Annotated in this window: 23 protein-coding genes; 12 read left to right on the top strand and 11 right to left on the bottom strand. The window is 55.4% G+C overall.

The window, feature by feature from the left end:
* Nucleotides 1–55: 55 nt before the first annotated feature.
* Nucleotides 56–751, bottom strand: coding sequence for a tetratricopeptide repeat protein (locus tag AY555_RS00555; RefSeq protein WP_066132026.1), 696 nt, complete (start codon nucleotides 749–751; stop codon nucleotides 56–58).
* Between the two features lie 221 nt (nucleotides 752–972).
* Here AY555_RS00555 and AY555_RS00550 point away from each other — a divergent pair, with 221 nt between their 5' ends.
* The 4 genes from AY555_RS00550 (at nucleotide 973) to AY555_RS00535 (ending at nucleotide 4,661) form a co-directional block, all read left to right on the top strand.
* A complete protein-coding gene (locus AY555_RS00550; protein ID WP_066132024.1) occupies nucleotides 973–1,314 on the top strand; it encodes a hypothetical protein in 342 nt (113 codons plus the stop codon).
* A 105-nt stretch (nucleotides 1,315–1,419) separates the two neighbouring features.
* Nucleotides 1,420–1,752 carry a DUF2794 domain-containing protein gene (locus tag AY555_RS00545; protein ID WP_066132022.1) on the top strand — a complete coding sequence of 111 codons (333 nt, stop codon included), beginning with the start codon at nucleotides 1,420–1,422 and terminating at the stop codon, nucleotides 1,750–1,752.
* A 122-nt stretch (nucleotides 1,753–1,874) separates the two neighbouring features.
* Nucleotides 1,875–2,075 carry a hypothetical protein gene (locus AY555_RS00540; RefSeq protein ID WP_066132020.1) on the top strand — a complete coding sequence of 67 codons (201 nt, stop codon included), beginning with the start codon at nucleotides 1,875–1,877 and terminating at the stop codon, nucleotides 2,073–2,075.
* A 141-nt stretch (nucleotides 2,076–2,216) separates the two neighbouring features.
* Nucleotides 2,217–4,661: a sensor domain-containing protein gene (locus tag AY555_RS00535; RefSeq protein ID WP_066132017.1), complete on the top strand. Its 2,445-nt coding sequence runs from the start codon at nucleotides 2,217–2,219 to the stop codon at nucleotides 4,659–4,661.
* Nucleotides 4,662–4,680: 19 nt separating this feature from the next.
* Here AY555_RS00535 and AY555_RS00530 read toward each other — a convergent pair whose 3' ends face one another.
* Together AY555_RS00530 and AY555_RS00525 are read right to left on the bottom strand one after the other, a co-directional pair.
* Nucleotides 4,681–5,436: an SDR family NAD(P)-dependent oxidoreductase gene (locus AY555_RS00530; RefSeq protein WP_066132014.1), complete on the bottom strand. Its 756-nt coding sequence runs from the start codon at nucleotides 5,434–5,436 to the stop codon at nucleotides 4,681–4,683.
* Between the two features lie 11 nt (nucleotides 5,437–5,447).
* Complete coding sequence (locus tag AY555_RS00525; RefSeq protein ID WP_167798464.1) at nucleotides 5,448–6,212, bottom strand: 4'-phosphopantetheinyl transferase family protein; 765 nt, start codon at nucleotides 6,210–6,212, stop codon at nucleotides 5,448–5,450.
* A gap of 157 nt (nucleotides 6,213–6,369) precedes the next feature.
* Between AY555_RS00525 and AY555_RS00520 the strand changes: the two genes are divergently transcribed.
* Nucleotides 6,370–7,269, top strand: coding sequence for a YicC/YloC family endoribonuclease (locus tag AY555_RS00520; RefSeq protein ID WP_066132007.1), 900 nt, complete (start codon nucleotides 6,370–6,372; stop codon nucleotides 7,267–7,269).
* Between the two features lie 42 nt (nucleotides 7,270–7,311).
* The gene (gmk, locus tag AY555_RS00515; protein ID WP_066132005.1) at nucleotides 7,312–7,959 is read left to right on the top strand and encodes a guanylate kinase; all 648 of its coding nucleotides are present in this window, start codon (nucleotides 7,312–7,314) and stop codon (nucleotides 7,957–7,959) included.
* Between the two features lie 10 nt (nucleotides 7,960–7,969).
* Here gmk and rsmA read toward each other — a convergent pair whose 3' ends face one another.
* From rsmA to lptF, 5 genes are read right to left on the bottom strand one after another with little or no spacing between them, the layout of a single operon-like run.
* Complete coding sequence (gene rsmA / locus AY555_RS00510; RefSeq protein WP_066132003.1) at nucleotides 7,970–8,857, bottom strand: 16S rRNA (adenine(1518)-N(6)/adenine(1519)-N(6))-dimethyltransferase RsmA; 888 nt, start codon at nucleotides 8,855–8,857, stop codon at nucleotides 7,970–7,972.
* Between the two features lie 15 nt (nucleotides 8,858–8,872).
* Complete coding sequence (gene pdxA / locus AY555_RS00505) at nucleotides 8,873–9,895, bottom strand: 4-hydroxythreonine-4-phosphate dehydrogenase PdxA (protein ID WP_066132000.1); 1,023 nt, start codon at nucleotides 9,893–9,895, stop codon at nucleotides 8,873–8,875.
* A 43-nt stretch (nucleotides 9,896–9,938) separates the two neighbouring features.
* Nucleotides 9,939–11,249 (bottom strand): peptidylprolyl isomerase, encoded by a 1,311-nt coding sequence (locus AY555_RS00500; RefSeq protein WP_066131997.1) that lies wholly within the window; start codon nucleotides 11,247–11,249, stop codon nucleotides 9,939–9,941.
* A 35-nt stretch (nucleotides 11,250–11,284) separates the two neighbouring features.
* Nucleotides 11,285–13,483, bottom strand: a complete 2,199-nt coding sequence (locus AY555_RS00495) for an LPS-assembly protein LptD (protein ID WP_167798465.1) — start codon at nucleotides 13,481–13,483, stop codon at nucleotides 11,285–11,287.
* 11 nt (nucleotides 13,484–13,494) lie between these two features.
* Nucleotides 13,495–14,631, bottom strand: coding sequence for an LPS export ABC transporter permease LptF (gene lptF, locus AY555_RS00490; RefSeq protein WP_066131990.1), 1,137 nt, complete (start codon nucleotides 14,629–14,631; stop codon nucleotides 13,495–13,497).
* Between the two features lie 117 nt (nucleotides 14,632–14,748).
* Between lptF and AY555_RS11705 the strand changes: the two genes are divergently transcribed.
* Nucleotides 14,749–15,408: a hypothetical protein gene (locus tag AY555_RS11705; RefSeq protein WP_156483243.1), complete on the top strand. Its 660-nt coding sequence runs from the start codon at nucleotides 14,749–14,751 to the stop codon at nucleotides 15,406–15,408.
* A 26-nt stretch (nucleotides 15,409–15,434) separates the two neighbouring features.
* Here the strand turns inward: AY555_RS11705 and AY555_RS00475 are convergent, their stop codons facing one another.
* Both AY555_RS00475 and AY555_RS00470 read right to left on the bottom strand, forming a co-directional pair.
* Nucleotides 15,435–17,180, bottom strand: a complete 1,746-nt coding sequence (locus tag AY555_RS00475; RefSeq protein WP_066131979.1) for an acyl-CoA dehydrogenase — start codon at nucleotides 17,178–17,180, stop codon at nucleotides 15,435–15,437.
* A gap of 147 nt (nucleotides 17,181–17,327) precedes the next feature.
* Nucleotides 17,328–18,836, bottom strand: coding sequence for a leucyl aminopeptidase (locus tag AY555_RS00470; protein ID WP_066131974.1), 1,509 nt, complete (start codon nucleotides 18,834–18,836; stop codon nucleotides 17,328–17,330).
* A gap of 241 nt (nucleotides 18,837–19,077) precedes the next feature.
* Here AY555_RS00470 and AY555_RS00465 point away from each other — a divergent pair, with 241 nt between their 5' ends.
* The 4 genes from AY555_RS00465 (at nucleotide 19,078) to AY555_RS00450 (ending at nucleotide 22,296) form a co-directional block, all read left to right on the top strand.
* A complete protein-coding gene (locus tag AY555_RS00465) occupies nucleotides 19,078–19,473 on the top strand; it encodes a hypothetical protein (protein WP_066131972.1) in 396 nt (131 codons plus the stop codon).
* 57 nt (nucleotides 19,474–19,530) lie between these two features.
* Nucleotides 19,531–20,463, top strand: coding sequence for an AEC family transporter (locus AY555_RS00460; RefSeq protein WP_066131968.1), 933 nt, complete (start codon nucleotides 19,531–19,533; stop codon nucleotides 20,461–20,463).
* A 74-nt stretch (nucleotides 20,464–20,537) separates the two neighbouring features.
* The gene (cysQ, locus tag AY555_RS00455; RefSeq protein WP_082812027.1) at nucleotides 20,538–21,305 is read left to right on the top strand and encodes a 3'(2'),5'-bisphosphate nucleotidase CysQ; all 768 of its coding nucleotides are present in this window, start codon (nucleotides 20,538–20,540) and stop codon (nucleotides 21,303–21,305) included.
* 16 nt (nucleotides 21,306–21,321) lie between these two features.
* The gene (locus tag AY555_RS00450; protein ID WP_066136288.1) at nucleotides 21,322–22,296 is read left to right on the top strand and encodes an L-threonylcarbamoyladenylate synthase; all 975 of its coding nucleotides are present in this window, start codon (nucleotides 21,322–21,324) and stop codon (nucleotides 22,294–22,296) included.
* Between the two features lie 46 nt (nucleotides 22,297–22,342).
* Here the strand turns inward: AY555_RS00450 and AY555_RS00445 are convergent, their stop codons facing one another.
* Nucleotides 22,343–22,588, bottom strand: coding sequence for a DUF2061 domain-containing protein (locus AY555_RS00445; RefSeq protein ID WP_066131963.1), 246 nt, complete (start codon nucleotides 22,586–22,588; stop codon nucleotides 22,343–22,345).
* 194 nt (nucleotides 22,589–22,782) lie between these two features.
* Here AY555_RS00445 and AY555_RS00440 point away from each other — a divergent pair, with 194 nt between their 5' ends.
* Nucleotides 22,783–24,207 carry an FAD-binding oxidoreductase gene (locus AY555_RS00440; RefSeq protein ID WP_066131958.1) on the top strand — a complete coding sequence of 475 codons (1,425 nt, stop codon included), beginning with the start codon at nucleotides 22,783–22,785 and terminating at the stop codon, nucleotides 24,205–24,207.
* The last annotated feature ends 62 nt before the right edge of the window (nucleotides 24,208–24,269 follow it).

The raw sequence follows: 24,269 nt of genomic DNA, 5'->3' as shown, positions 1-24,269 counted from the left end.
GATAAGGTCTCCCGGGGGGCTCAATAACTCAGGACAGCAATATAGGGTGCATGCGTCAGGGGGCGTCAGGGACTGTGGCTCCCAAAGACATCAGAACCTCGCGCAGGCGGGCCCGAATCCCGTAAGGTGTACTGCGGTCAGCAGCCAAGTCTGTAAAGAGTGTGACCGCATCATCGCGGCGGTTTTGCTGCAAGGCAATCAGCCCGCGCAGTTCGCCAGCCAGATAACGAAAGCGGGTTGACGGACCAAGAAGTGGTGCGAGCTCTGCGTCCAAGGCGGACAGGTCGGCCCCGGGTTGATCCAGTCCGTGCTGTACAATAAGAAGGCGGGCAAGATCACGGAAGATTGGGTCGGCATTGCTCGTGTCACGCAATTCCTTCCACAGGGCTGTGGCCTCGGTCACTTTGCCTGCCTGCGCCAGTAGGGCGGCGGCTTTCATGACCGCAAGATCACGATTTCCCTTTGATGCGCCTGAAGCAAAATCTCTCAACGCCTGTGCCGTTGCTTCATGATTTGTGTCAACGCCCTGTGACAGGGCAGCTTCAAATGCTGTTGCTTCCTTTACCCGGGAAGACGTTTGCCAGGCTATCCACCCCTGCCAGCCGGCAACAGCAAGCACCAGTGCCACAGCCGCGGCAACAACTGTGGGGCCATAGGCCTTCCACAGCCGGTTCAGTTGCTCGTGACGAAGGTCGTCGTCCACCTCGCGGAACAGGGCAGCCTGTTGTGGGTCAAGTGGTGTATCAGCCACGGGTATCAGTCCTTGCAAGAAACCTTGGAGCCCCGAACATAGTGCGAGGTGGCTCTGTAGGCAACGAGCGGATCGCCTCTTTCGGCATATTTCATGCGTTTTTCAGCGTTTTTTAACCACCGTGACCTGACCATGGTGCACGTAGTGACAATCCGTGATGGTGCCCGCCTTAGCGGATTCCTAGCGTCCCGGAATTGGCCTCTTGGGAAGGTGTAGCCAGGATGAATGCCCTGATTCCACGCTGTCTGGTTGTTATGGCTGTCCTCATGTCCTCGGGATGTGAGATTTTGCCGAAGCCCGGCTATGTAGGACTCGGGTACATCGGGACAGATCGTACCCCTCTGGATCGCCTCAGCGGTTGGATGTCTGGTCAGGATTGTTCGTCGGCCCGTGCTGCACGGGGGGGGCACTGGTGCCAGCCTGTCTATGAGAACAGGCCGGAGAATCCAGATTTGTATTGCTATCGTTCCATTGGTACGGTGGATTGTTACCACACGCAGAGTCCCAACCCTCATGACCATCTGGTTGGAAATGTTCCCGGTGGTTTGCAGAGAACATGGTAGTTCCTGTGTAGAGTTGACCCGGTGGACCGGATTCTTGACAATAGACCGACCGGTTGCAGCCCCGCTCGGGGCGGCGCACAGTGTCCTGCCTATACAGGAGGCGCTATGACCCAAGTGGTTCCCTTGGCTGGCTATCGCGCTTGCCGTCATGGTCTGGCTGTGTTCTTCAGTCGGGACGAGATGAGCGCCCTACTCGGGGTTTATGCAGACTGTGTTTCACGGGGAGGCTGGCGTGATTATGCCATCGGGAGTGATGGTGGGCAGGCGTGGTTTGCCGTGTGTCGTTATGCCGGTGAACGTCCTGCTTGTGTGCTGACAAAGCGTGCCGTGTCTGGCCATGTTGTCTATACACTTTTTGATGAAAGTCGGCGTGTCCGACAGAGTTGCAATCTTTCGGAAATCCTTGGATGCTTCAGGCGCATATCGGCTGCCGTGTAACAGATGCCGGGACTACATGCTTCTACGAGCCTAATTTTTCTATATCCTCTTGTCTTTTCTGTTTTTTGATGAAATCAAGGGTGTATTATCCTGACGATGTCATGGATGTAAGGGAGAGTGTCATGGCCCATGATTCTGTTGCCGGAAAAACGCTTGGTGTGGTCTTGGTGGGCTTGGTTGGCCTTCTTGCATTTATTGGTATTTTGGCTGTCTCTGCTGTGGGGTTCCAGGATGTGTCGCGCGTGGCCCAGCATATTGGTCTTGGTCTTGCTGCTCTTCTGATGGTTGGTACGGTCCTTCTCGCAGTGGGGCAGGGAGACTGATCCGGTCCGGGCTCCTCTTTGTATTGTGCCGGGCTTGATGTATGAGATTGTTCCCCTATTTTCCTCGTTTTTATATTGTGTATCTACCTTGTGCCCAGATAAACATGATAACATGTGAACGTTCAGTCAGGAGGGCCTTGCTTGACTGCCCACGTTCTGTCTTTGCAATCCGTTATTCCGGACTCTTTCGTGCAGTCTTTTCCTGATGCCTTGGTTGTTGTCTGGAACGGCTTTGTTGTGCAGGTCAATGCGACGATGGAGGCTCTGTCCGGTCTGTCTGCGCGTGCTTTGTGTGGCCAGGCATGGTCTTCGCTGATCCAACTGTCTGACAGCGAAAAGGAGCGTGGAGAAAGGGGCGGATACCACGTTGGCCTGCTTGCGAAGAATGGACGCCATACTAGGGTAAATGTTTCTTTGATCGGTAATGCGCTTGGCTTGGGCAAAGGTATTTCTGCAGATGTATGGCGGGTCAGGCCGCTAGATAATTGCCTTGCTTGTTCAAACGCATTCTTTCCTTCTGCTCATTGTCCCGGGGCAGGAGCTTCAGCGTGGTGCGTGTATCGCCTTACGCCTGATGGGCGCTGTTTTTATGTCAGTCCGGATCTTGCTGCGCTTCTGGGATATCCTGATAGTGGAAATCTGATTGTACCGTTGCCTGTCGGTGCATTTCCTTCCTATGTTGATCCCGCATGCGGTATAGAGTTGTTTGCCTTGGCGCAAGAGCGGGGTTATGTCCGCGATTTTGAGATGATGGTATCACGCCCGGATCATGTAATCCTTTGGGTGTCGCAGGAGATCAGTTGCGTGGTTGATGATCGTGGGGGGCCATTGTTTTACGAGGCGATAGTCCGTGATATCACCGCCTGTAGGGAAGCAGACGAACGTTTGCGCCTGTTGGTCCGTGTTTTTGAAAGTACACGCGAAGGCATTGTACTGCTTGATGAGAGCGGAGGGTTGCATGCTGCCAACCCGGCTTTTGTATGCATGACGGGGCTTTCCGGTGATGTGGTGGAAGCAAAGCCCCTGCGTTTGCTTGCCGAGGGGCTGCACGATCCTGATTGTCTCGATCGTATCTTGGAAACGGTTCGTGTTTCAGGGCACTGGGCGGGCGAGTTGTTCATTCGTGACAGCGATGGTGAACCCTTCCCTGCAGAGGCTGTTGTCTCGGCTGTGCATGATGACCATGGGCAGGCTACCCATTTTGTCATTCGTCTTTCAGATGTAACAGCGCGGAAGAATGATGAGGCTTGGGTTCGTTTTCATGCCAACTATGATCTGCTGACCCGCCTGCCCAACCGGCGTCTTTTGATGGAGCGTCTTGAGTCTGCACTTGAGGCAGCATGCAGGGAAGGCAAACAGGGTTGCGTCCTTTTGGTTGATCTTGATCGATTCAAGACCATTAATGATGCATGGGGGCACGCAGCGGGCGATGAGTTGCTGCGGCTTTTGTCCCGTCGTCTCAATCAGTGTGTTGGATCAGAAGACAGTGTCGGGCGTCTGGGTGGTGACGAATTTCTGGTTCTGATGCCCGAGGTTGAAACAGTCCAAGCTGGCGTTGCAATGGCCGAACGCATTCTGCATGCTTTGCAGGAACCTTTTTCGTTAGCCGGGACAGAGCAGTTCTGTCAATTATCGATAGGAATTGCTCTTTTTCCTGATGACGGCCTGACTGCAGGCGATGTCTTGCGCAACACAGATGTTGCGATGCAGGTTTCAAAGAAGCACGCTGTGCGCCGGTATACGGTCTATGACTCGTCCATGTCTGCTGCTGCAGGTGTCCATCCTGGCCTTGAGAATGACCTTAGGCTGGCCTCTGTGCGCGGTGAGCTGGAGTTGTACTACCAGCCCAAGGTGGATGCTGGTACCTTGAAGGTCAGGGGTGCCGAGGCCTTGATCCGTTGGCATCATCCGGTTCATGGTATGGTGAGTCCGGCAGAGTTTGTGCCCATTGCCGAAGAAACCGGTTTGATTGTGCCGATCGGGCGCTGGGTTTTGCGCCGTGCCTGTGTGCAGCTGGTCAACTGGCTTCGCAGCGATATCGGTGTCCCCAGTGTATCGGTCAACGTATCCCTGCGTCAGTTTCAGGACCCGGGGTTTGTGGCCAGTGTACGCCAGATTCTGGATGAGACAGGGCTTGATCCGGTACGCCTTGACCTAGAAATTACCGAGAGTGTCATGACAGGGGATGTATCCCGTGCAGTCAGTATTCTGCGGGAGTTGAAGGATCTTGGTGTGACCTTGTCGATGGATGATTTCGGAACGGGTTATTCATCGCTGACCTGGTTGAAGACGTTCCCGATTGATACCCTCAAGATTGACCAGACATTTGTTCGTGACTTGTCCGGCAGTGGGCGTGATGCCGCCATTGTCACCACCATTATTACCTTGGCTCGTAACCTTGGTTTTGGTGTTGTTGCCGAGGGTGTGGAGCATACACAGCACGTCGATCTTCTGCGTGAAATGGGCTGCGATGCTTTCCAGGGGTACTGGATTGCCCGCCCCCTTCCGCCAAGGGATTTCGCGGATTTTGTTGCCGCCCGCAAGGCTGGTTTGGTACCGGATGGGGTGATGTCCTGGCCCGCTTGAAAAGACTATTTTCTCTCTTTCAATCCATGCGCGGCTTCTGTGGAAAGCGGCGGGTGAGCTGATCAGCCCACAGGTCGGGCAGGGTTGCCAGAAGCCATGAGGTCAGGATGACAGGCCACGGGAAGCTGATTCGCCCCTTGTTTTTGGCTAGCCCGCGCACAATATGGTGGGCTGCCTTCTTGGCAGGCATCAGAAAGGGCATGGGAAACGGGTTAACCGCAGTGATGCGACTTTCTACAAATCCAGGCAATATAACAGAAACCCTTATATTGTTTGTGGCCAGCGCCCCGCGCAGGCCTTCGCCCCAAACTTTTATACAGGCCTTGCTGGCGCAATAGGCCGGTGCGGACGGCAGGCCACGGAAACCCGCTGCCGAGGCCATAAGCGCGATTTGTCCGTTCCTGCGTGGTTTCATTACGTCTAGGGCAGGCATGATCGTGTTCATAACCCCGGTGATATTGGTGGCGAACACGGTCTGTGGTGATGATGTTTCCCCAATGCCGGCATTGGCAATGACAAGACTCAAGGGAACTTTGCCATCGGCCTCCTGTATCAGCGCTTTCATACCGTCGCAATCTGTTACATCCGTCAGGCTGGTATGCACGGATGCACCTGTGGACCGGCAGATGGTAGCCGTTTCTTCTAGGCGTTCCGGATTGCGACCGGTCAGGGTCAGGTCATGCCCCTGCTGTGCATAGGCAAGGGCCAAGGCTTGGCCGATACCGGAAGAGGCTCCTGTGATCAGCGTATGCGGGTTGTTTGCTATCTTAGTCATGGCTTACAGAGCTATTGTGTGGTTGGGTTATGGGCAGTTGCCTGCATCCATCCCGTGCTGTCCAGTCTTACGATCTGTGCTGTCACTGTGTTCGGAAATACAGCTGCCCCTATAACATGATGACCATCGCAGGCAATGGTATATCCATGCAGGTTCTTGCAGTGGAATGTGCCGTCGGCATGAACGGTTGGCGTTATCGTACTCAGGGTGGCCCCAAGCCCTTCACCGGTCGCTTTCACAATGGCTTCTTTCATGCTCCAGCGGGACAGGGCAAAAAGACGGCCCTGGTCGTAATCAAGTTCGTTCATAATCCGGATTTCCGCAGGGGACAGAAAATCCTTTGATAATGACGTCCAGTCTAGCTGAGGACGTTGGGCTTCTACATCCACACCTGTGCGGCATGCTTGGTCGCGGCGGGAAATGACGGACAAGGCAACCCAGTTTCCGGCGTGGCTGATATTGAAATCCAGTGTGCTTTCAGGGTGATGCAGGAAAGGCCTGCCATTGCTGTCTTGATAAAACTCGAGACATTCGGGGGATACGCCGAGGATGTGCCCCAGTACCCTGCGTTTGAGGATATGGGCAGCGGTGCGTTGCACCCTGTCTTCTGCTCGGATCATACGGCTGATACATTCATGTTCTGTCTCAGACAGCCCGTGATGGCCACGAGGCCAGTATGCCTGTACTGATGAAACAGAGGCAAAGCAGGCGAGACCCGGCATGGCAGGTGACAGTGTTGGTATCGGAATAGCGGTCAGAGTACTGTTATCGGGCATGTAACCATCGTGTGGAGGCGTGTCTGGCATATGCTGCGAAGCATGCCTTGTTTTATTCGGCCGTGAAAGCGGTGAAAGTATTGTCAACCGTTGTGTATGCAGCCGTGTCGTGAAATAAACCATTCCATCCAACAGTCCGGGGAAAGAGGAAGCATTCGTGGGTATCGCCAGTATGACCGGATTTTCCAGCGCACAGGGGCAGGATCAGGGACGTGCCCTGTCATGGATCTGGGAAGCACGCAGCGTCAATGGAAAGGGGCTGGATATCCGGATACGGTGGCCCCAAGGTTGGGACAGTATAGAAGCGCCAGCCCGTGATTTGGCCCAGAAATGCCTGTCGCGTGGAAGCATCGCCTTGTCATTGTCGTTGAATGACAGTTCCCGTTCTGCTTCAGGACTGACCATCAATCGTGAGTGGCTGGCAACATTGATCGCCTTGGCTAAAGATCTGCCATCGCCTGTGGGGCAGCCGCGTCTTGATGGTCTGCTGCGGGTTCGTGGTGTTATCGAAGAGAACGCCGAGCCTTCTGAAGCAGGGGAGCATTTCCAGACACCTGATCTTGTTGCAGCGGTCCTTGAGACCCTATCCAAGGCGCTTGGGGGCTTGGTTGCCGTGCGCTGTGAGGAGGGATCACGTTTGTACACGGTTCTGCAGGGACATCTTGCCAGTCTGGAGTCCTTGATCCAGCAGGCCGGGGAGACAGCTTCTGCCCGGCCCGGGTCTGTCCGTCGTCGTCTGGAGCAACAGCTTGCTGTGTTGCTTGACAGCAAGGTTCCTGTTCCTGAAGAGCGATTGGCCCAGGAACTGGCCTTGATTGCAACGCGTCTGGATATTCGTGAGGAGTTGGATCGTCTGTCAGCCCATGTTGCCCAGGCCCGGCAACTTCTGGAAACAGGGGGTGTTTGTGGACGTCGTCTTGATTTTCTATGTCAGGAATTCAATCGCGAAGCCAATACGTTATGCTCCAAATCACAAGATTCGGACCTGACCCGGCTGGGCCTTGATCTCAAAACAGTGATCGACCAGCTGCGCGAGCAGGTCCAGAATATTGAATAACCTTTGCATAGTCTGTCCTTTCTTCAATGCAGCGGAACTCTCATGACGTTTGCTCCTGATATGCCTCACGTGTCCCGGCGTGGTTTGATGTTGATCCTGTCGTCCCCCTCTGGTGCAGGGAAATCCACAATTGCGCAGGCAATCCTAGAGCAGGACAACTGCCTTGAGCTTTCTGTGTCCGTGACAACCCGTTCCCCGCGCCCGGGTGAGATTGACGGAGTGCACTATCACTTCCGGACGCATACCGATGTTGAGGCTATGGTTGCTGCCGGTGGTTTCCTAGAGCATGCCCAGGTCTTTGACAATCACTACGGCACACCGCGGGAGCCTGTCGAGAAAGCCTTGGCTGCTGGAAAGGACGTACTGTTTGATATTGATTGGCAGGGTGCGCGCCAATTGACGGAAAAAGCAGCCAATGATGTTGTGCGCATTTTCATTCTGCCGCCATCCCTGTCCGAGCTGGAGCGCCGCCTGCGTGGTCGAGGGCAGGATCCGGATGAGGTGGTTCGCAAAAGAATGGCCAAAGCCAGCAGCGAGATGGAGCACTGGGCGGAATATGATTACGTTCTGGTCAATACCGATCTTGACGCAAGCATTCGTGCAGTGCGCTCAATCCTTGAGGCAGAGCGCTTGAAACGGTCTCGCCAGAAAGGCATGGAAACCTTTGTGGCCGCTCTACGCGGTTTATAACCTGCGGCGTTTATGGCGTATGGCTGGGGTCTAGGCTGTTCGCCAAGGCGCAGAACTGGGGAATATCCAGCTCCTCGGCGCGCGCCGTCGGCACAATGTTGGCGGCGGCGCACAGGTCTTCCGTTGTCATGCCGCTTGGCATGTATGACGCTAGGCCCTTCAGGCTTGATCGCAGCATTTTCCGCCTTTGATTAAAGGCAGCAGCGGTGACGGCCTCTAACATGTCAAAGCGGCAAGGGGCGAGGGGAGCTGGACGCGGAACCAGGCGGACAACCGTAGATGTAACCTTTGGTGGGGGGATAAAAGCCCGAGGGTTGACGTCAAACAAGGGTTCAACAGTACACAGCCACTGAGTAATAATTGTCAGGCGTCCGTAATCTGATGTACGGGGGCGTGCCGCCAAGCGGTTTACAACCTCTTTCTGAAGCATGACCACCAGACATTCAAAGGCCTGAATGTGCTTCAGCCATTCAAGAATCAGCGGGGTTGCGACATTGTAGGGAAGGTTGGCCACAATGCGCCGCGGTGATGCGCCAAGGGTATGCGCTGGGATGGCAAGGGCGTCAGCCTGTATGAGCTCAAGACGTTCCGGGTAGGCGGATGCAATCTCCTGCTGGATCGGCACCATGCGTGGGTCACGCTCTATGGCAATGACGTGGCAGGCGCCGTTATCCAGCAGGGCGCGGGTCAATCCCCCGGGGCCGGGACCAATTTCTATGGTGGTGCCTGTTGTCAACGTGCCGCCACTACGGGCGATACGTCCCGTCAGATTGAGATCAAAGAGAAAATTCTGCCCTAGGCTCTTGCGCGCCATCAAGCCGTGGGCGGCAATGGTTTCGCGTAGAGGTGGAAGCGGGAACAGGGGGTGTTCCGGGAAATCTGGATGCGACGACGTCATGGCCCGAGGTTACTTTCAGGATAAATGTGCAGCTGATTCAGGAGCGCGCCCGGCCATCGCAGAGGCCATGCGTAAAGCCGCAACCAGGCTGGTTTCGCGCGCCTTCCCGGTTCCGGCCAGCGCAAATGCCGTTCCGTGATCCGGCGATGTGCGGATGAAGGGAAGACCAAGGGTGACGTTGACGCCACCATGAAAATCCAAGGCCTTGAGTGGGATCAGGGCTTGGTCATGGTACATACACAGTGCAACGTCATAGAGCTGCCTGGCTTCAGCGTGAAACAGGGTATCAGCTGGCAGCGGGCCAGATACATCAAGGCCGTCTTGGCGCAGGTCCTGAATGGCAGGCTCGATAATATCCTGCTCTTCTGTTCCCATAATCCCACCCTCTCCGGCATGAGGGTTCAGCCCTGTAATGGCAAGCCGGGGTGAAGAGATGGCAAAGTACTGTCGTAGGGACTGTGCGGCGGTATGTCCACATGTGACAATATGTTCTGTGGTCAAGGTACTTGCAACATCCCGCAGGGGAATATGTATGGTAACGGGAATAACCCGTAGGCTCTCGTTGGCCAGCATCATGACGGCTTGTGTATCAGGGCCAGCCAAGCTGGCTAGGTACTCGGTATGACCCGGGAAGCCAAACCCCTGTTCACGTAACACCTTCTTGCTGATGGGGTTTGTAACCATGGCACAGGTTTTGCCCGCCATCGTCATCTGAACAGCCATACGTATCGAGTTCAGGACTGCCCCGGCATGGGCTGGGTCCGGCTGTCCCGGAACCACCCTTTTGGCAAGGGGCACAGGGATCACGGGTAGGGCTTGGTCAAATACGGTTTGTGCCTCTTGCGGTGTGCTGACCGTTACGAGTGCTACATGCAGCCCCAGCCTGTGGGCCAGCTCTTCCAGGCGCTCGGGATCATCAAGGGCTACAAAGGCAGGCACCGGATTTTGTTTCCGCCCAAGCCACGCTTTCAAGGTAATATCCCCCCCGATTCCTGCAGGGTCTCCCATTGTCAGGGCGAGGGGGCGTGTTATGTGCATGGCAGTACAGGGTGCCGTTCTGTTGTGATTGGTACGACTGATCTCAGCGCCGGATATCAATCAACGCGGATCGACGCAAATCACGAAGAGCACGGTTGGAGACCCGCTCCAGCTTCTCCAGCGTCAGGCGTTGTTCGATCTCTTCCCGTGGTGGGAGGCCAGCTGTGTCCTGACGATCGCAGACCATAACGATAGCCTCCCCGCCAGCAACCTCAACCGGGCCGCCGAGGGTGTTCAGTGGTAAATCCCTGACCACAGCCCGTACCGGCGGGGGCAGGTCGGCAAGCCGCATGCTGCCTATGGCACCGGATCCGGGTAGGTTCAGTTGCCCTGCCGTTGCATCAATATCGGCGCATGATTTGGCGCTGTCCCGGACCGAGCGCGCAATCTCTGCCCTCTTGGCTTCGGGTACGGCTGCCGGACCGGATAATGGCATGAAAATCTGGCTTAACTGGACCCGGATGTCATCTGCACTTTGCTTTCTGGGTTCCCTAGCCTCACGTAACAGCATGATGGCATAGCCGCCGGTCGTACGAACAGGCTGTGACAGCATGCCCGGCGACATGGTGTCCAGAACCCGCTCAATCTCAGGCTCCAGGGCTCCGGTACTGATCCAGCCCAGATCACCGCCCACAGCAGCTGTGACCGAAGCCGAGAACTGGCGCGCCAGTGAAGCAAAGGGGGCGCCTTGTCTGATCTGGTCTACCAAACGATCGGCGAGAGCGCGCATCTGCCGTTCTTCAGCCGGATCAGTCACAGGCAGGACAATTTCAGCCAGCAGCCGCTGTGGGCGTCCGAGGTTATCCTTCATGGTACTGATGACAGCATCAACCTCAGCAGGTTCAACAGAAACCTGGCGACGCAGAGTACTTTGTGCGTAGCGTACCCAGCCTATATCAGCGCGGAGCTGTGTTTCTAGGATATGAGGAGCAAGGCCCTGATGTCTTAGCAAGTCATCCAAGGCGCCAGTCGGGAAGCCGTTGTTCCGCTCGATCTGGCGCTTTGCATTTGCAATGTCGGCTGGCTCTACGTCTATCCCGGCCTTCTTGATTTGCTGCATTTTCAGGCGCTCGTTGACCAGAACCTGAATAACCCGAGGGATAATCCTTTGCCGGGTTTCTTGGTTGTCCGGAAGGCGCGAAGTCAGCAGCAGAAGGGATGTCCGCTCATCAACATCCTTCCATGTTATGGCTTCATCGTTGACAACGGCTGCGATGCGCTGAGTCTGGCCACTTTGTACAGCAAAAGCAGGCAAGGGTCCGTATACCGATAAAAGCCCGACGCAAAAGGCAAGGGCTGACACCGGAAGCTTAGATCGTAATGCGACATTGGTTATCTGTGTGGTGTGTATCATAGGATGCCTTGCTACTCTTGCCATTCCCGATTGTCTCAGAGCTGTGTGTTATAGTCGCCCAATGTCTTTAGTGACAGGACCAGTCCGATAAATGTTCCACCAGTATAATCCCTGTCATACGTATATCTACGACCAACCTGGAAGGTAACACCGATGCATTCGTCCTCATAAGCGAGTTGCCCTCGGGTTGCGATTGGCCCCCCGTTACGGGCGACATCCCAACGTCCTGATACACCGCTGCTCCAGTACTGGGAGATACGTGACGACACGCCGCTATAGAACTCCTTGCGTTCTCCAGCTGTATTATCCTCAATCGCTGGGCGTTGTGTGCTTACATATCCAACCGTTGTACGCATGACGTCTGGTCCGATCGTTGTGCTGAAATCATTACGGCGTATCTCACCGTTGTCGCGATCCAGTCGGAAACGCCAAGATGTTGAGAAGTTGTTGTTCGGGTAAACAGACAATCTGCCGACATAGTCGGAAAAAGTGTCATGAAGCCCGGATGTCTCTTGGAACAATCCATCAGGATGTTGCCGCCACGTCTGCCCTGCCAAGGTATCTATAGTCCCCACTCTTGTGCCGTATGCAGTATAGCGTACTCCATAGTTTATCCGGGTTCCGCCTTCGATGCGGTCATAGCCCGTGAAGCGGTTGGTCGAGAACAGGTTGACATCGTCAAGCTCGAAATCGAGACTGTCCTCGTTAGGGACTTTACGGTTATTGCCCCCACGTGGGCTGATCACCCCCTGTATCGTTGGTTCCAGTACCTCGCTCCAGTCTTCATGTGTACGCTCAAGGGGGAGACTCCACGTCAGTGCGGCCTCAGGCACGGCCCGTCCTATGGTCCCTGTATAGCGATGATCGGCGTTGTCCTTGATTGGTACATCAGCAACACGCCATACATCTCCGCGCAGGCTGGTATCCAGCCTCCACACGTCTCCGGCAGGTCCAACATAGGGCAAATGCCATCCCAGCGTTGTCGTTGCCCGTTGGCTTTTTGGCCCAGATGTGCGGTTTACGCTGGCAGCGGATATATCCAGCGTTGTCCATGCCCCCCTGCTATCGGGTTCTGTGCTGTAATTGATACTGCCCAGCGGAGTAACAAACGGGATCTCATAGCCCTTTTTCAGCGGGGCACCTGTGTTCTGGAAATAGAAGCTTTCCAGTGCTGCATAGCTGCGACGGCTGAAACCCTCAATGTAGCCCCGATTTTCCAGAAAAGCGGGTGCCCCGAAGCCATAGCGCCGCAGGTAGGTCGGATCAGATGCCAGATCAATATCGGCACCGGCGCGCCACGTATCGTTTATGGCATATATCCCTTTGGCAGACAGATGGTTGCGGACACGTTCCCGACTGTCCCGGGTTATAGATCCTGTAGCAGTAAGGGCTGCTTTATGCCCGACAACGCGATATTGACTGCCAAGAACAATCCCTTCCTTTGATGTTATTGTGGGCGTCAGGGTTATGTCCTGCTGGTCATTGATAACCTGAAACCACGGTATACTAAAGGCAGAGCCAAGATCTTTGTCGTTTTTCCACGATGGGACCAGAAACCCGCTTTTGCGTTTGACAGCGGGATCCGGGTGAGACAGGTACGGGGTATACAGCACAGGCACATCAAAAAGCTCGAGCCATGCATGGTTATACCGAACCTCACGGGCATTTTGGTCATGCACAACTCGTACAGCCTTAATCTGCCATATGACAGGATCATCGCCGCAGGAATCACACGGTGTGTAGGCTGCATTCTCAAGGGTTGTCGAGGTCCCTTCACGGCGCACCGCCTGTTCAGCATGGCTGCGTGATCCATCCGCAAGCACGACCTTGATGGCATGAGTAAAGCCGTTCTTCAGATCTCCGGTTAACTCTGCATAGTCTGTGAATGTGGTGGTACCGTCCTCGTCTGTCAGCACCACGTTTCCGCTGGCCGTTGCCAAGTCTTTTCCAGGCTGATAGCTGATGGTATCAGCGATCAGAATGACCGCACCGTACTGGAACTCAACATTTCCGCGCGCTGTAACCGTATCCAAGTTCTTGTCGTGGATTAGTTCATCGGCAGTCACATGCGCACGTGGTTTCTGTTCTTCCGCACGGCTCTCTGCCGGCGGAGGGGCCGACATCTGACCCCACGCCTGCTGCGGAATGCATAGCGCAATGGCCGTGGCGCACACCATCATACCTGACAGGAAAGATGGTATCGGGCGCGTCAGCGGAGAAAGTGATGGTAACATGCCACGTCTTGTCATGACATTCTGGTCCGGTTGGGGAAATAGGTCACGGTAATGGATTGGTTTGAACGAGCAAGGATAAACAAGGCTATCGCTGTTGGCAAAAGAACAGCGGCAGGAATCAGGGGTAAAAGATTTGTAGCGTGTGATGCCAGATTACCGGCACCGATGATCCCGGATTGCACCAGAACCATGGCTGTTGCTGTCAGCGCAATGCGCCGTGTATGTCCACGCCGGCTGAAGGCACCGGACAAAAGACCAGCAAGGGCAATCAGCACGAAGCAGATATAGGATATGGGGTTAAAGAGTCGCTGCATGGCTTCTGCCCGGAAACGGGGTACATCAGCCGGGCGGATGGTCAGATCTGTTTTCTCTGTGACCGTTAGCAACTCGCTCGTTGGTCGTTCCTGTGCTTCACGATAGCGCTGTCCGCTTTCTTTCTCAGGCTGATCCGATAGGTTGACGGACAGGCGCTCGAAATCCAGCAGTGCCATGGTTCCGGTTCCAAGGGTAACCTGATGGCTGCTCGCCTTGCCCAGAATCAGAACGGGGCCTGCCGGCGACGAAGCAACAGCTCCTCGTTCTGCTATAATTGTGTTTGTTTTACCCGGTGTCCTAGTGTCATGGATCATGACGTCCAGCAGCTCTCCGTTGCTGGTTCTGGCGCGGGTATAGACTGTAAGACCGGTGGCAACGTCGTTGAAAGTACCATCTTGGATCATCAACTTTGATGCATCGTTGCGCAGGCTCCATTGCAGTTCCTTGAAGGAACGCGCACTCTCCGGCCCCAGCCAGAGCGTCAGGCTGTAGCCAGCTGCCATCATGACAAAAGCCAGAATCAGTGCCGGACGTGCCAAGCCGAACGGGCCTACCCCGGCTGCACGTATAACAACAAGCTCGCGGTCTGTATTCAGGCGGTTGTATGTAAACAAAACAACCATAAACAAGGCGACGGGCATGATTAGGGACAGGAAGCCAGGGAGCAGCAAGCCGGTCAAGGTCAGGAAGGAGTGGACGGACACGCCCTGCGTAACAATCAGCTCAATGTAACGCAGCGACTGTGTGAGCCAGGCAACAGAAAGCAGGCCGGCAGTAACCAAGATGGTTCCGGTAGCAAGCTGAAACAGGACATAGGACGTTATGGTACGCATCGTGGGGCGGAGTATAGAGCGGCTTTGTATCCAGAAACCAGCACGATTTCCATGTTTCGGGCAGGATGTGCTACAATACGCTGTACTTGGAGGGTTTATGACGTAGGGGGAGCGCGTATGGCCAAGGATCACAGCCATTCTTCCGGTGGGGCTCATCACCCCGGCCATGGCACGGGGGAGCATGGTCCAGACCATCATAAACCGGACAAGCATGGCAATCGTGGCCTCAGACACCATGGTCACCCGACTTCCGGCCAACATGGCTCCGGGGCTCATGGTGGTACCACACATCCACAGCCTCATCATGCCCATGGTCATCACAGCCATGCTCCTTCAGCGGCCGACCATCATCATGCGGCTGACCATCACCATGGTCATCACGGTCACCACGACCATCATGGTCGGCCTCTCCGTCGTCCCTCGCAGTTTGGTTTCTTTATCCGCATTATTGCTTTGGGTATTGCCCTGACGCTTGGTGTGGGGGGTGGGTTGTGGTTGAAGGCCTATAACTCTAGGCCGTCCAATGAGTATACGGATGATATGGCAGGAAAAGTTGTGGCACAGTGCGAGCAGCTTGTGCCTAGGCTGGATTGCCGGTGTCTCTGGAAACAGGCGGGTGTTGCCTTTACGCCGTCCAACAGTGCGTCAATTCTGGAAATCCTGTCCCAGAGGCACCAGTGGACCGGGCAGATCACACGCGCCCGATTGGAGCAGGTAGCCGGCAACGATGGTGCCAGTGCTCTTGGCAAGGCACTCTACTACTGCACCCTCCTCTGAGAGGGGAGGTCCCCCGATCGTTCAGGCTAGAAGGCTTCTTCCGGTATCGCCATCAGGGCGTTGGCGCCTGCTGTCGCATCGGCCTCCAAGGCTGCCACCTGTGGAAGAATATGGCGGATGAAGTACAGGGCCGTTGTTGTCTTCTCCTGCGCAAAAGCGTGATCTTCGCTGTCTTGAGCCTGCGTCGCTGACAAGGCAAGCCAGCATCCACCCAGTGTCAGGGCAGCCTGCCGGGTAAAGGGGAGGGCAGCCGCATAGGCGTCTGCTGTCGAGGCGGTGCAGGCCCAGCGTGTTGTTCGTTCAAGTCCCTTTAGGGCTTCCTCGAGAGGTGGCGTAAGGCTGGCATCATGGCGTGGAAGGGCTGTACGCAGCTCGTTAATCAGCGCAAACATTTCACGCCCTTGGTCTTTCTGAATCTTGCGGCCGACAAAATCAGCGGCTTGAATGCCGTTTGTTCCCTCGTAAATGGGGGCAATCCGTGCATCACGGTAAAACTGTGCTGCGCCTGTTTCCTCTACAAAGCCCATGCCACCAAAGACCTGAATGGCTTCGTTGGCAACATCCACGCCGATCTCTGTACCCCACAGCTTGACCAGAGGGGTCAGCAGCGCAACCCGGGCTGCCCATGCAGCGGCTTTCCGGGGATCTGCTGTCTTGATGGCCCTGTCATTAGCTGCGATGGCCGAAAATGTCAGCAGGCGTCCGGCTTGTGTGCGGGCCTTCATGTTCATCAACATCCGTCGGACATCAGGGTGATGGATAATGGTGGCTGGCCCCTTGTGCTCCCCCACCACGGGCTTGGACTGGACACGTTCCCGCGCATACCAGGCGGCGTGCTGGTAGGCCCGTTCGGCGATAGCATAGCCCTGTAGTCCGACATTGAGGCGTGCATTGTTCATCATGGTGAACATGCAGGCCAGCCCCTTGTTTTCTTCACCGACAAGCCAGCCGACAGCCCCTTCACGTTCCCCGAATGACATGACCGCCGTCGGGCTGGCATGAATCCCCAGTTTGTGCTCCAGCCCTGTGCAGGCAACGTCATTACGGTCACCAAGGCTGCCGTCGGGGTTGAGTAGATACTTCGGAACTAGGAACAGGGAGATTCCCTTGACGCCTTCCGGTGCATCATTCAGGCGGGCCAGAACCATATGAATGATATTGTCCGATAGGTCATGGTCGCCATAGGTGATGAAAATCTTGGTACCGGTAATTCGGTATGCGTTCCCCTCCCGGACGGCGCGTGCCTTGATCTGGGACAGGTCGGAGCCGGCCTGTGATTCCGTCAGGTTCATGGTGCCGGTCCATTCTCCCGAAATCATTTTCGGCAGGTACAGGGCCTTTTGTTCGTCGGATCCGTGGGCATCCAGCAGATCCACTGCGCCTTGGTTCAGCATGGGGCACAGGCCAAAAGCCATGTTTGCAGATTGCCAAATTTCCTGTACGCCGGCTGCAACAAGCCATGGCAGGCCTTGGCCCCCGTATTCGGGATCAAAAGGAATGGCATTCCATCCCCCGTCACGGTAGCGGGCATAAAAGGATTGCAGTTCCGGGAAGGTGTGAACCGTGCCATTCTCAAGACGGCACCCCATGCGGTCACCAAGGCTGTTCAGTGGTGCCAGTTCCTGACTGCCCAGCCGTCCTGCTTCTTCCAGCACAGCCTGTACCAGATCATCCGTTGCGTCGCTGTAGGCAGGTAGTGCTGTGATATCCGACAGCCCGACTACTTTCATGGAATGCATGATCTCTTTCAGAGGGGCAGTGTAGTCAGCCATGTTTCCTCCTGGCACATCCCTGTCATCAAGCCTTCCCGGGAAGGGTGCAGGATCAAGTTAATTCACGCAAGTAAAAGGGTATGTTTTTCCTGCTCTCCCAGATGATGGGCACCCCCGCACACTGTGTGGCGGGGGTGTTTCATGCTGTTAGCGCTTGGTTTCAATATGCTCAGTGATGTAGCGATCCAGCAGGCGTACACCGAACGCTGTCGCGCCCTTGGATGCAAGGGGCAGATCCTTGTTGGTCCAGGTTGTTCCGGCGATGTCCAGATGTGCCCACGGTGTTCCGCTTTCTACAAAACGGGCCAAGAATTGCGCGGCCGTAATGGAGCCGGCGCCACGACCGTCGCCGACGTTTTTCATGTCGGCTATGTCTGATTTTATCAGCTTGTCGTAGCTGTCTCCCATTGGCAGGCGCCACAGCTTTTCCCCTGTTTCCTGTCCGGCCTTGGTCAGCTGTCCGGCCAGTGTGTCATCGTTGGAAAACAGGCCGGCGTGTTCCATGCCCAAGGCAATGATGATGGCTCCGGTTAGGGTTGCAAGATCAATAATGGTCGCGGGTTTGTACTTGCGCTGGGCATAGGTCAGGACATCGGCCAGCACCAGCCGTCCTTCCGCGTCGGTGTTGATGACCTCGATGGTCTGGCCACTCATGGAGCGGACAACGTCCCCTGGGCGCTGGGCTGTGCCGGAGGGCATGTTCTCGACCAAGCCGAGGAAGCCAACTACATTGGCCTTGGCCTTGCGACGGGCTAGGGCTGCCATCAGCCCGGTCACTACGCCGGCTCCACCCATATCCCACTTCATGTCTTCCATGCCGCCGGCTGGCTTGATGGAGATTCCGCCGCTGTCAAAGCAGACGCCCTTGCCAATAACGGCCAGAGGTGGCGTTTTGGCCTTGCTGCCGTTCCATTCCAGTATCACGGTCCTGCTACCGCGGGCAGAGCCTTGCCCGACGCCCAGCAAGGCATTCATGCCCAGTTTCTTCATCTCTTTTTCAGTCAGGACACTGACCTTGATGCCAAGCTTCTCCAGCTTCTGGCATTCTTCGCTGAACTCAACCGGACCTAGGATATTGGCAGGTTCACTTTGCAGGTCCCGGGTCAGGAACACGCCCTCGGCCACGGCTTCCATCGGGGCAAAGGCTTTTTTGGCCAGATCATGGTCTGCGGTTGAAACAATCAATTTGCCAACCTGCGGTTTGTCATCCTTTTTTTCTGTCGCCTCGGTCCGGTAGCGATCAAACCGGTAAGAGCGCAGAAGAGCCCCTATGGCCATGTGTGCTGCCGCCTGTGCGATGGGCACATTGCATCCGGGGAGAGCATCGACAACTAGCGTGACGTCTTTGTCCTTTGCGTTGGCTATGGCCGACCATGTGGCCCCGCCAAGCCGTTCGAACGCGGCCGTATCCAGCTTTGCGGCTTCACCCATGCCCAGAAGAACAAGACGGGACAAGCCGCTGCCAGCTGGTGCGAGAATGGTTAGCGTCTGCTCGGCCCGTCCCTCAAAGGCAGCAGCCTCCATGGCCCGGCTCAGGTGTCCTCCGCCAGATTTGTCCAGGGAACGGGCCGTTGCGGTTAATTTGCGCCCGGCAAGAATGCCGACAACGACTGTACCCGAGGCAGGCAGGGCAGGTTTGGCGAAGCTTATTTTCATTGTCTGTCTCTCTGTGCTTGTCCGGGGCCATAAGCGGGCCTGTGAAACCAGAAGCCATGGTGGCCGTGCAAATCGAAGTTCCTGTGGATATTTACCCCTTTCCGGATTCCTGAAAAGGTATAACTGCCGGTATGGGCGCGAAATTCTTGAATGTTGCGTGAAAATAAAGGCGCGACGGATGGTGGAATTTTGCAGCCATGTGCCCTAAGCTTTTGCCCGGCTCTTGGGGGAGGTCCTTGATATGCGCATCCGATATGCTGTGTCGTTGTTCCTGATTGCATTCTGGACTGTCGTCATGTCGATAGATGGTGTGTTTGCACAGTCCTACAGCTGGCGTAATGATGTCTCGCCTGATCTTGAAGGGTCTTGGGTAAAAGTCGGTCAGAGGTGTGAGGACAGTGGCAGTCTGCTGATGATCTTTTCCTCCGGCGGCTATCGTTGGCGCAAGGCCGCCACCGATTGGGGCTATGCCCGTGGCAAGTATTCCTGGCAGCCGGGAAGTGGCAGTGTTTCCTTCAAACTGCAGCGGTTTGAGCCTAATGACAGTCCTGACTTCCTGTTTACGGTTGTGGGGGCAGAGATGCGTAAATACACGTATGCTTCTGGCCAATTGACACGTTTTGCCAAGTGCCGGTAATCCTTGCGTGAGCATGTTATAGCTTCTTTATTAGCCAATTAAGGTAAGGAAAGCGCTGTGTTCGTTGTGTTCGGTGCCCTGTTGCCTGTGGTGATGTTGCTGGGGCTTGGATACGGCGTACGTGCGGCAGGCTTTGTCTCCCCAAGGATATGGTCCGCCCTAGAGTGGATAACCTACTATATTCTTATTCCTTCCTTCCTGATTCATGCTTTGGGTCACCGCCCGCCTGAGCCTGCGGTAATCGGGGGAATGGCAAGTGGTATTCTGGGGGTATCGTTATGTATGACGCTGGCCCTGTGGTCTGTCCCTATCCTCTTTCCGGCCTGTGATCGCGCGGCGTTCACATCTGTTTTCCAAGGAGTTATTCGTGGAAATACCTTTATTGCCCTTGGTGTTGCAGAAGGCTTGTGGGGGCCGCCCGGTCTGGCTTTGGTTGCAGCGGCGGCTGGCGTAACAGTCATTTTATTCAATGTGCTGTGCGTTGGTACTTTATCGGTTTTTTTGGTGCAGGCGCAGGGAAAGTGGCATCTTGTCCTCAAGATAGCCTTGGCCTTGGCACGTAACCCGCTGATCTGGGCCTGTGTTATTGGCTGGGCTGTTGGAACGGGGGTCATTTCCGTTTCTGACGGCTTTATGAATGGGCTGGGTTTTGCTGGAGCGGCTGCTGTGCCCATGGCCTTGTTGGTGGCCGGCTCCGGTCTGCGGTTTGGTCCGTTGGGTGCAAGTTGGTTGATGGAGGCGTTATCTTCTCTGCTCAAGCTCTTGATTATGCCTGCTGGTGGGGTGTTGGCGGCGCACCTGTTGGGGCTTGAAGGTATGGTGCGTGCGGTGGTGATTCTTATGCTCGCTTTGCCAGCCCCGCCTTCGGCATATGTGCTTGCCCGGCAGATGGGAGGGGATGCTCCACTTATGGCTCGCATAATATCTTTGCAAATGATCTTTGCCTTTTTTACCCTGCCAGCCACGGTTCTTGTAGCCGATATGCTATAGAAGCCTTCTTTTCAGGATCATGCAGGGGAAAGAGGCTTGTGAACACCAGACAATGGAAGACTTCTGTGACTGATATGCCCGATTTTCGCCTTCTTGCCGACAGCTTGATACCGGTTGTTCGCAAGGCTGGATCTGCGATCATGGGGATTTACGAAAGTGATTTTGCTGTCCTGCAAAAAGACGACGATTCACCAGTGACGGCGGCAGATCGTGTTGCCGAGGATATCTTGGTTCCAGCCCTGCGTGATTTGACGCCGGATTTTCCCGTTGTGGCCGAAGAAGCAGTGGCTGCGGGGGATTGCCCTTCCGTGGGGAGTGGGCCGTTCTGGCTGGTTGATCCTTTGGATGGCACAAAAGAGTTTGTGCGAAGAAACGGCGAGTTCACTGTCAATATCGGGTTGGTTTCAAGGCAACACCCCGTCTTTGGGATTGTATACCTTCCGGTTTCGGATGTGCTGTATCTTGGCTATGGTTCCGGTGGTGCTTTTCGGTATACGGGTGATAGCCTGCCGGAACGTTTGCAGTGCCGTGCCCCCGGTGCCGAAGGACTGACCGTGCTTTCCAGTCGTTCCCATGCCAAGGGAGAAACTCTTTCGGCTTGGCTTGCTGACAAGGTTGTTGCCAGTATCGTGAATGCCGGAAGTTCGCTGAAGTTTTGTCGCCTAGCAGAAGGAACGGCTGATGTCTATCCCCGCTTTGGTCCTACCAGCGAGTGGGATACCTGTGCGGGCCATGCTGTTCTTTTGGCTGCCGGCGGGCGCATGACTTGTCTTGACGGGACACCTTTCGTCTATGGCAAGCCGGGTTTTGGCAATCCGGGCTTTATTGCTTCTGGCTTGTGATGCGGGTTCTGTCCTGATGCCTGTTATCCCATTTTCTGATCCGACAGCGCTGAGGGTTGCAGCCGGGATCCTTCGTTCAGGCAGCTTGGTCGCGTTCCCGACCGAGACAGTCTATGGCCTTGGGGCCGACGCAACCCAAGACCGTGCCGTTGCCCGCATTTACGAGGCCAAGGGACGGCCATCGTTCAACCCCTTGATCTGTCATGTGCCGGATCCGGAATCCTTGGTGCCCTTGGTTCACTGTGATGAACGGGCCCGACTGGCTATGGCTGCCTTCTGGCCCGGGCCACTAACCCTTGTTTTGCCGCGGCGTGAGGGGTGCTCTCTTTCTCCATTGGTTTCAGCGGGTTTGCCCAGTGTTGCCGTTCGTGTACCGGATCACCCCCTGGCTCTTGCTCTTCTGCGCGAATGCGGGCGACCGATTGCCGCACCTTCGGCCAACCGTTCGGGATCTATCAGTCCGACGCTTGCTGCTCATGTTGTTGCCAGCTTGGGTGACCGTATTGATATGGTTCTGGATGGGGGAGCGTGTGGTGTCGGGGTGGAAAGTACGGTTGTGGATTTGACTGGACGTCAGCCTGCTCTGCTGCGTCCCGGGGGGATTTCGCGGGAACGTCTGGAAGCTGTTCTTGGGGCGCTTGTATGGGATGTCGACAATGATGTGGCACCGCATAGTCCCGGTCAGCTTTTGTCGCATTATGCTCCTTCTTGTCCCGTTCGCCTTGATGCTGTATCGGCAAGCCCGGAGGAGGCATTGCTTGGTTTTGGGGCTGCCGGTCTGACAGCGGGTGCTACGCTTAACCTGTCCCCTTCCGGTGATTTGGTTGAAGCTGCTGCCAATCTTTTTGCCATGTTGTTCAAGCTGGATGCTGCCGGTTGGGCCGGAATTGCCGTGATGCCCATTCCAGATCACGGCTTGGGATTGGCAATCAACGACCGTTTGCGACGCGCGGCTGCCCCCCGCGATCCCCGTCAGGGTTTTATTGGCTGATTATAGGGCCTGCACCAGTCTTGGCCATGGCCGGTGCAGGTTCCAGTCAGCGTGTCCCGAATGGTTCTTCGGCCAGCCGCTTGTGTCCACCGCACGCGCCAATGACCTTGGATTGCGGTGAGAACTTATTCCATACCTTCTCGTGGAAGTAGAATACAATGGTATTGGCGGTTGGCTCTAGTAGGGCAACCCCCGTAGCGATGGCGATGGAGCCGGTCAGAAGATAGGTGATAGCAAAGCCAACACAAAAATGCAGGACCGCAAAACTACCCGTTTTCAGGATATCACGCATGCTGCGGTACTCCACTTACAAGGACAGTATTTCCATTAGCATGCCGCATTTCTTTGCATGATTCCAGAAAGCATTTTCTCTTTGTATGATTGAGACATGCCAAGATATGCCATTCTTTCTGTTGTGGGGATTGCGGTATATGAGAACCAACATATAATCCCTGATTTCATAAAACAGGTTCCGGGGTACCTTCTGTGTCTGTAGCTGATCATATCCTGTCCGAACTGTATTCTGTTGTCGGAGCAGAGGGTGTTCTTGTTGATCCTGAAGCCCTTGACCCTTTCCTGCGTGAAGAACGTGGGCGGTATCGTGGTGCGTCATCGCTTGTTGTGCGCCCATCTTCGGTCGAGCAAGTCTCTGCCATTGTACGACTGTGTGCCCGCCACGCATTAAGTCTTGTCCCCCAAGGCGGTAATACAGGGTTATGTGCCGGGGCCGTTTCCGATGCCGGTCAGGTCATTCTGTCATTGGGGCGCATGAACCGGATTCGCTCCATAGACCCCGTCAATTTTACCATGACCGTCGAAGCCGGCGTGGTTCTGGAAACGATCCAGAAGGCCGCATTGGACGCAGATCGCTTTTTTCCCTTGTCGCTTGGTGCACAGGGTTCCTGCCAGATTGGCGGTAATCTGGCAACCAATGCCGGAGGTTTGAATGTCTTGCGCTATGGGAATGCCCGCGATTTGTGCCTGGGGCTGGAAGTTGTGCTGGCAGACGGTCGGATATGGAACGGTCTGAAGCGCCTGGGCAAGGATAATACGGGGTATGCGCTGAAACACTTGTTTATCGGGGGGGAGGGGACGCTTGGTATTATCACCGCCGCTGTTCTGAAGCTTTTCCCTCGCCCGCTTGAAAAGCAGACAGCACTGTGTGCTGTTTCCGATGTCCGCTCTGTCCCTCATCTTCTGGCTTTGGCGCGCTCTCTCTCAGGTGATCAGGTTAGTGCCTTTGAATTGATGGCCCGTTTCTCTCTTGAGCTGGCATGCCGTCATCTTGATAGTGTTACGGATCCTTTTGAATCTCCTTGGCCATGGTATGTTCTGGTTGAGTTTTCAACCACCCGGGCCGAAACAGATTTGCGCACAGTGTTTGAACGCTTCCTGGAAGAAGCGTTTGAGCAGGCACTGATCGGCGATGCGGTTATTGCCGAAAGCGGGCGGCAGGATGCTGCATTCTGGAGGATGCGCGAAGGGCTGCCCGAGGCCCAGAAGCATGAGGGTGCTTCAGTCAAGCACGATATATCCGTTCCCATTGGCAGTGTACCGGAGTTTCTGGAGCGGGCTATGCAGGCTGTATCTCAAGCTGTTCCAGGGATCAGGCCGTGTCCATTCGGGCATGTCGGGGATGGTAACATCCACTTTAACCTGACGCAGCCTGAGACAATGTCTTCAGCTGATTTCCTTGCCAAGTGGGAAGATTTGAACCGGATTGTCCATGACATTGTTGCTGATATGGGCGGGTCTTTTTCCGCTGAGCACGGTATAGGGCGTCTCAAGGTTGATGAGATGCTTCGTTATAAGGCAGATGAAGAAATTGATATGATGCGCAGGATCAAAAAGGCCCTTGATCCCCAACATATTCTTAATCCCGGCGTTATTCTTTGCAGCGATCGGCTATAGTGCTTGTCTGCGAACAAGGGCTTCTTGGCTGATCTATCCTTGGTTCTGTATCCTGCTGTCAC

The organism is Haematospirillum jordaniae (assembly GCF_001611975.1).
Classification (GTDB): Bacteria; Pseudomonadota; Alphaproteobacteria; order Rhodospirillales; family Rhodospirillaceae; genus Haematospirillum; species Haematospirillum jordaniae.
The sequence above is the reverse complement of the archived record's forward strand: the minus strand, read 5'-3'. Positions and strand labels throughout refer to the sequence as shown.

Excerpts from the sequence above, each read along its gene's own strand:
- rsmA (WP_066132003.1), bottom strand. The coding sequence starts at position 8,857 with ATGACGTCGTCGCATCCAGATTTCCCGGAACACCCCCTGTTCCCGCTT.
- AY555_RS00545 (WP_066132022.1), top strand. The coding sequence starts at position 1,420 with ATGACCCAAGTGGTTCCCTTGGCTGGCTATCGCGCTTGCCGTCATGGT.
- cysQ (WP_082812027.1), top strand. The coding sequence starts at position 20,538 with ATGCCCGATTTTCGCCTTCTTGCCGACAGCTTGATACCGGTTGTTCGC.
- AY555_RS00465 (WP_066131972.1), top strand. The coding sequence starts at position 19,078 with ATGCGCATCCGATATGCTGTGTCGTTGTTCCTGATTGCATTCTGGACT.
- AY555_RS00500 (WP_066131997.1), bottom strand. The coding sequence starts at position 11,249 with ATGATACACACCACACAGATAACCAATGTCGCATTACGATCTAAGCTT.
- AY555_RS00450 (WP_066136288.1), top strand. The coding sequence starts at position 21,322 with ATGCCTGTTATCCCATTTTCTGATCCGACAGCGCTGAGGGTTGCAGCC.
- AY555_RS00470 (WP_066131974.1), bottom strand. The coding sequence starts at position 18,836 with ATGAAAATAAGCTTCGCCAAACCTGCCCTGCCTGCCTCGGGTACAGTC.
- AY555_RS00530 (WP_066132014.1), bottom strand. The coding sequence starts at position 5,436 with ATGACTAAGATAGCAAACAACCCGCATACGCTGATCACAGGAGCCTCT.
- AY555_RS00525 (WP_167798464.1), bottom strand. The coding sequence starts at position 6,212 with ATGCCCGATAACAGTACTCTGACCGCTATTCCGATACCAACACTGTCA.
- AY555_RS00475 (WP_066131979.1), bottom strand. The coding sequence starts at position 17,180 with ATGGCTGACTACACTGCCCCTCTGAAAGAGATCATGCATTCCATGAAA.
- AY555_RS00445 (WP_066131963.1), bottom strand. The coding sequence starts at position 22,588 with ATGCGTGATATCCTGAAAACGGGTAGTTTTGCGGTCCTGCATTTTTGT.
- AY555_RS11705 (WP_156483243.1), top strand. The coding sequence starts at position 14,749 with ATGGCCAAGGATCACAGCCATTCTTCCGGTGGGGCTCATCACCCCGGC.
- gmk (WP_066132005.1), top strand. The coding sequence starts at position 7,312 with ATGACGTTTGCTCCTGATATGCCTCACGTGTCCCGGCGTGGTTTGATG.
- AY555_RS00550 (WP_066132024.1), top strand. The coding sequence starts at position 973 with ATGAATGCCCTGATTCCACGCTGTCTGGTTGTTATGGCTGTCCTCATG.
- AY555_RS00540 (WP_066132020.1), top strand. The coding sequence starts at position 1,875 with ATGGCCCATGATTCTGTTGCCGGAAAAACGCTTGGTGTGGTCTTGGTG.
- pdxA (WP_066132000.1), bottom strand. The coding sequence starts at position 9,895 with ATGCACATAACACGCCCCCTCGCCCTGACAATGGGAGACCCTGCAGGA.
- lptF (WP_066131990.1), bottom strand. The coding sequence starts at position 14,631 with ATGCGTACCATAACGTCCTATGTCCTGTTTCAGCTTGCTACCGGAACC.
- AY555_RS00495 (WP_167798465.1), bottom strand. The coding sequence starts at position 13,483 with ATGTTACCATCACTTTCTCCGCTGACGCGCCCGATACCATCTTTCCTG.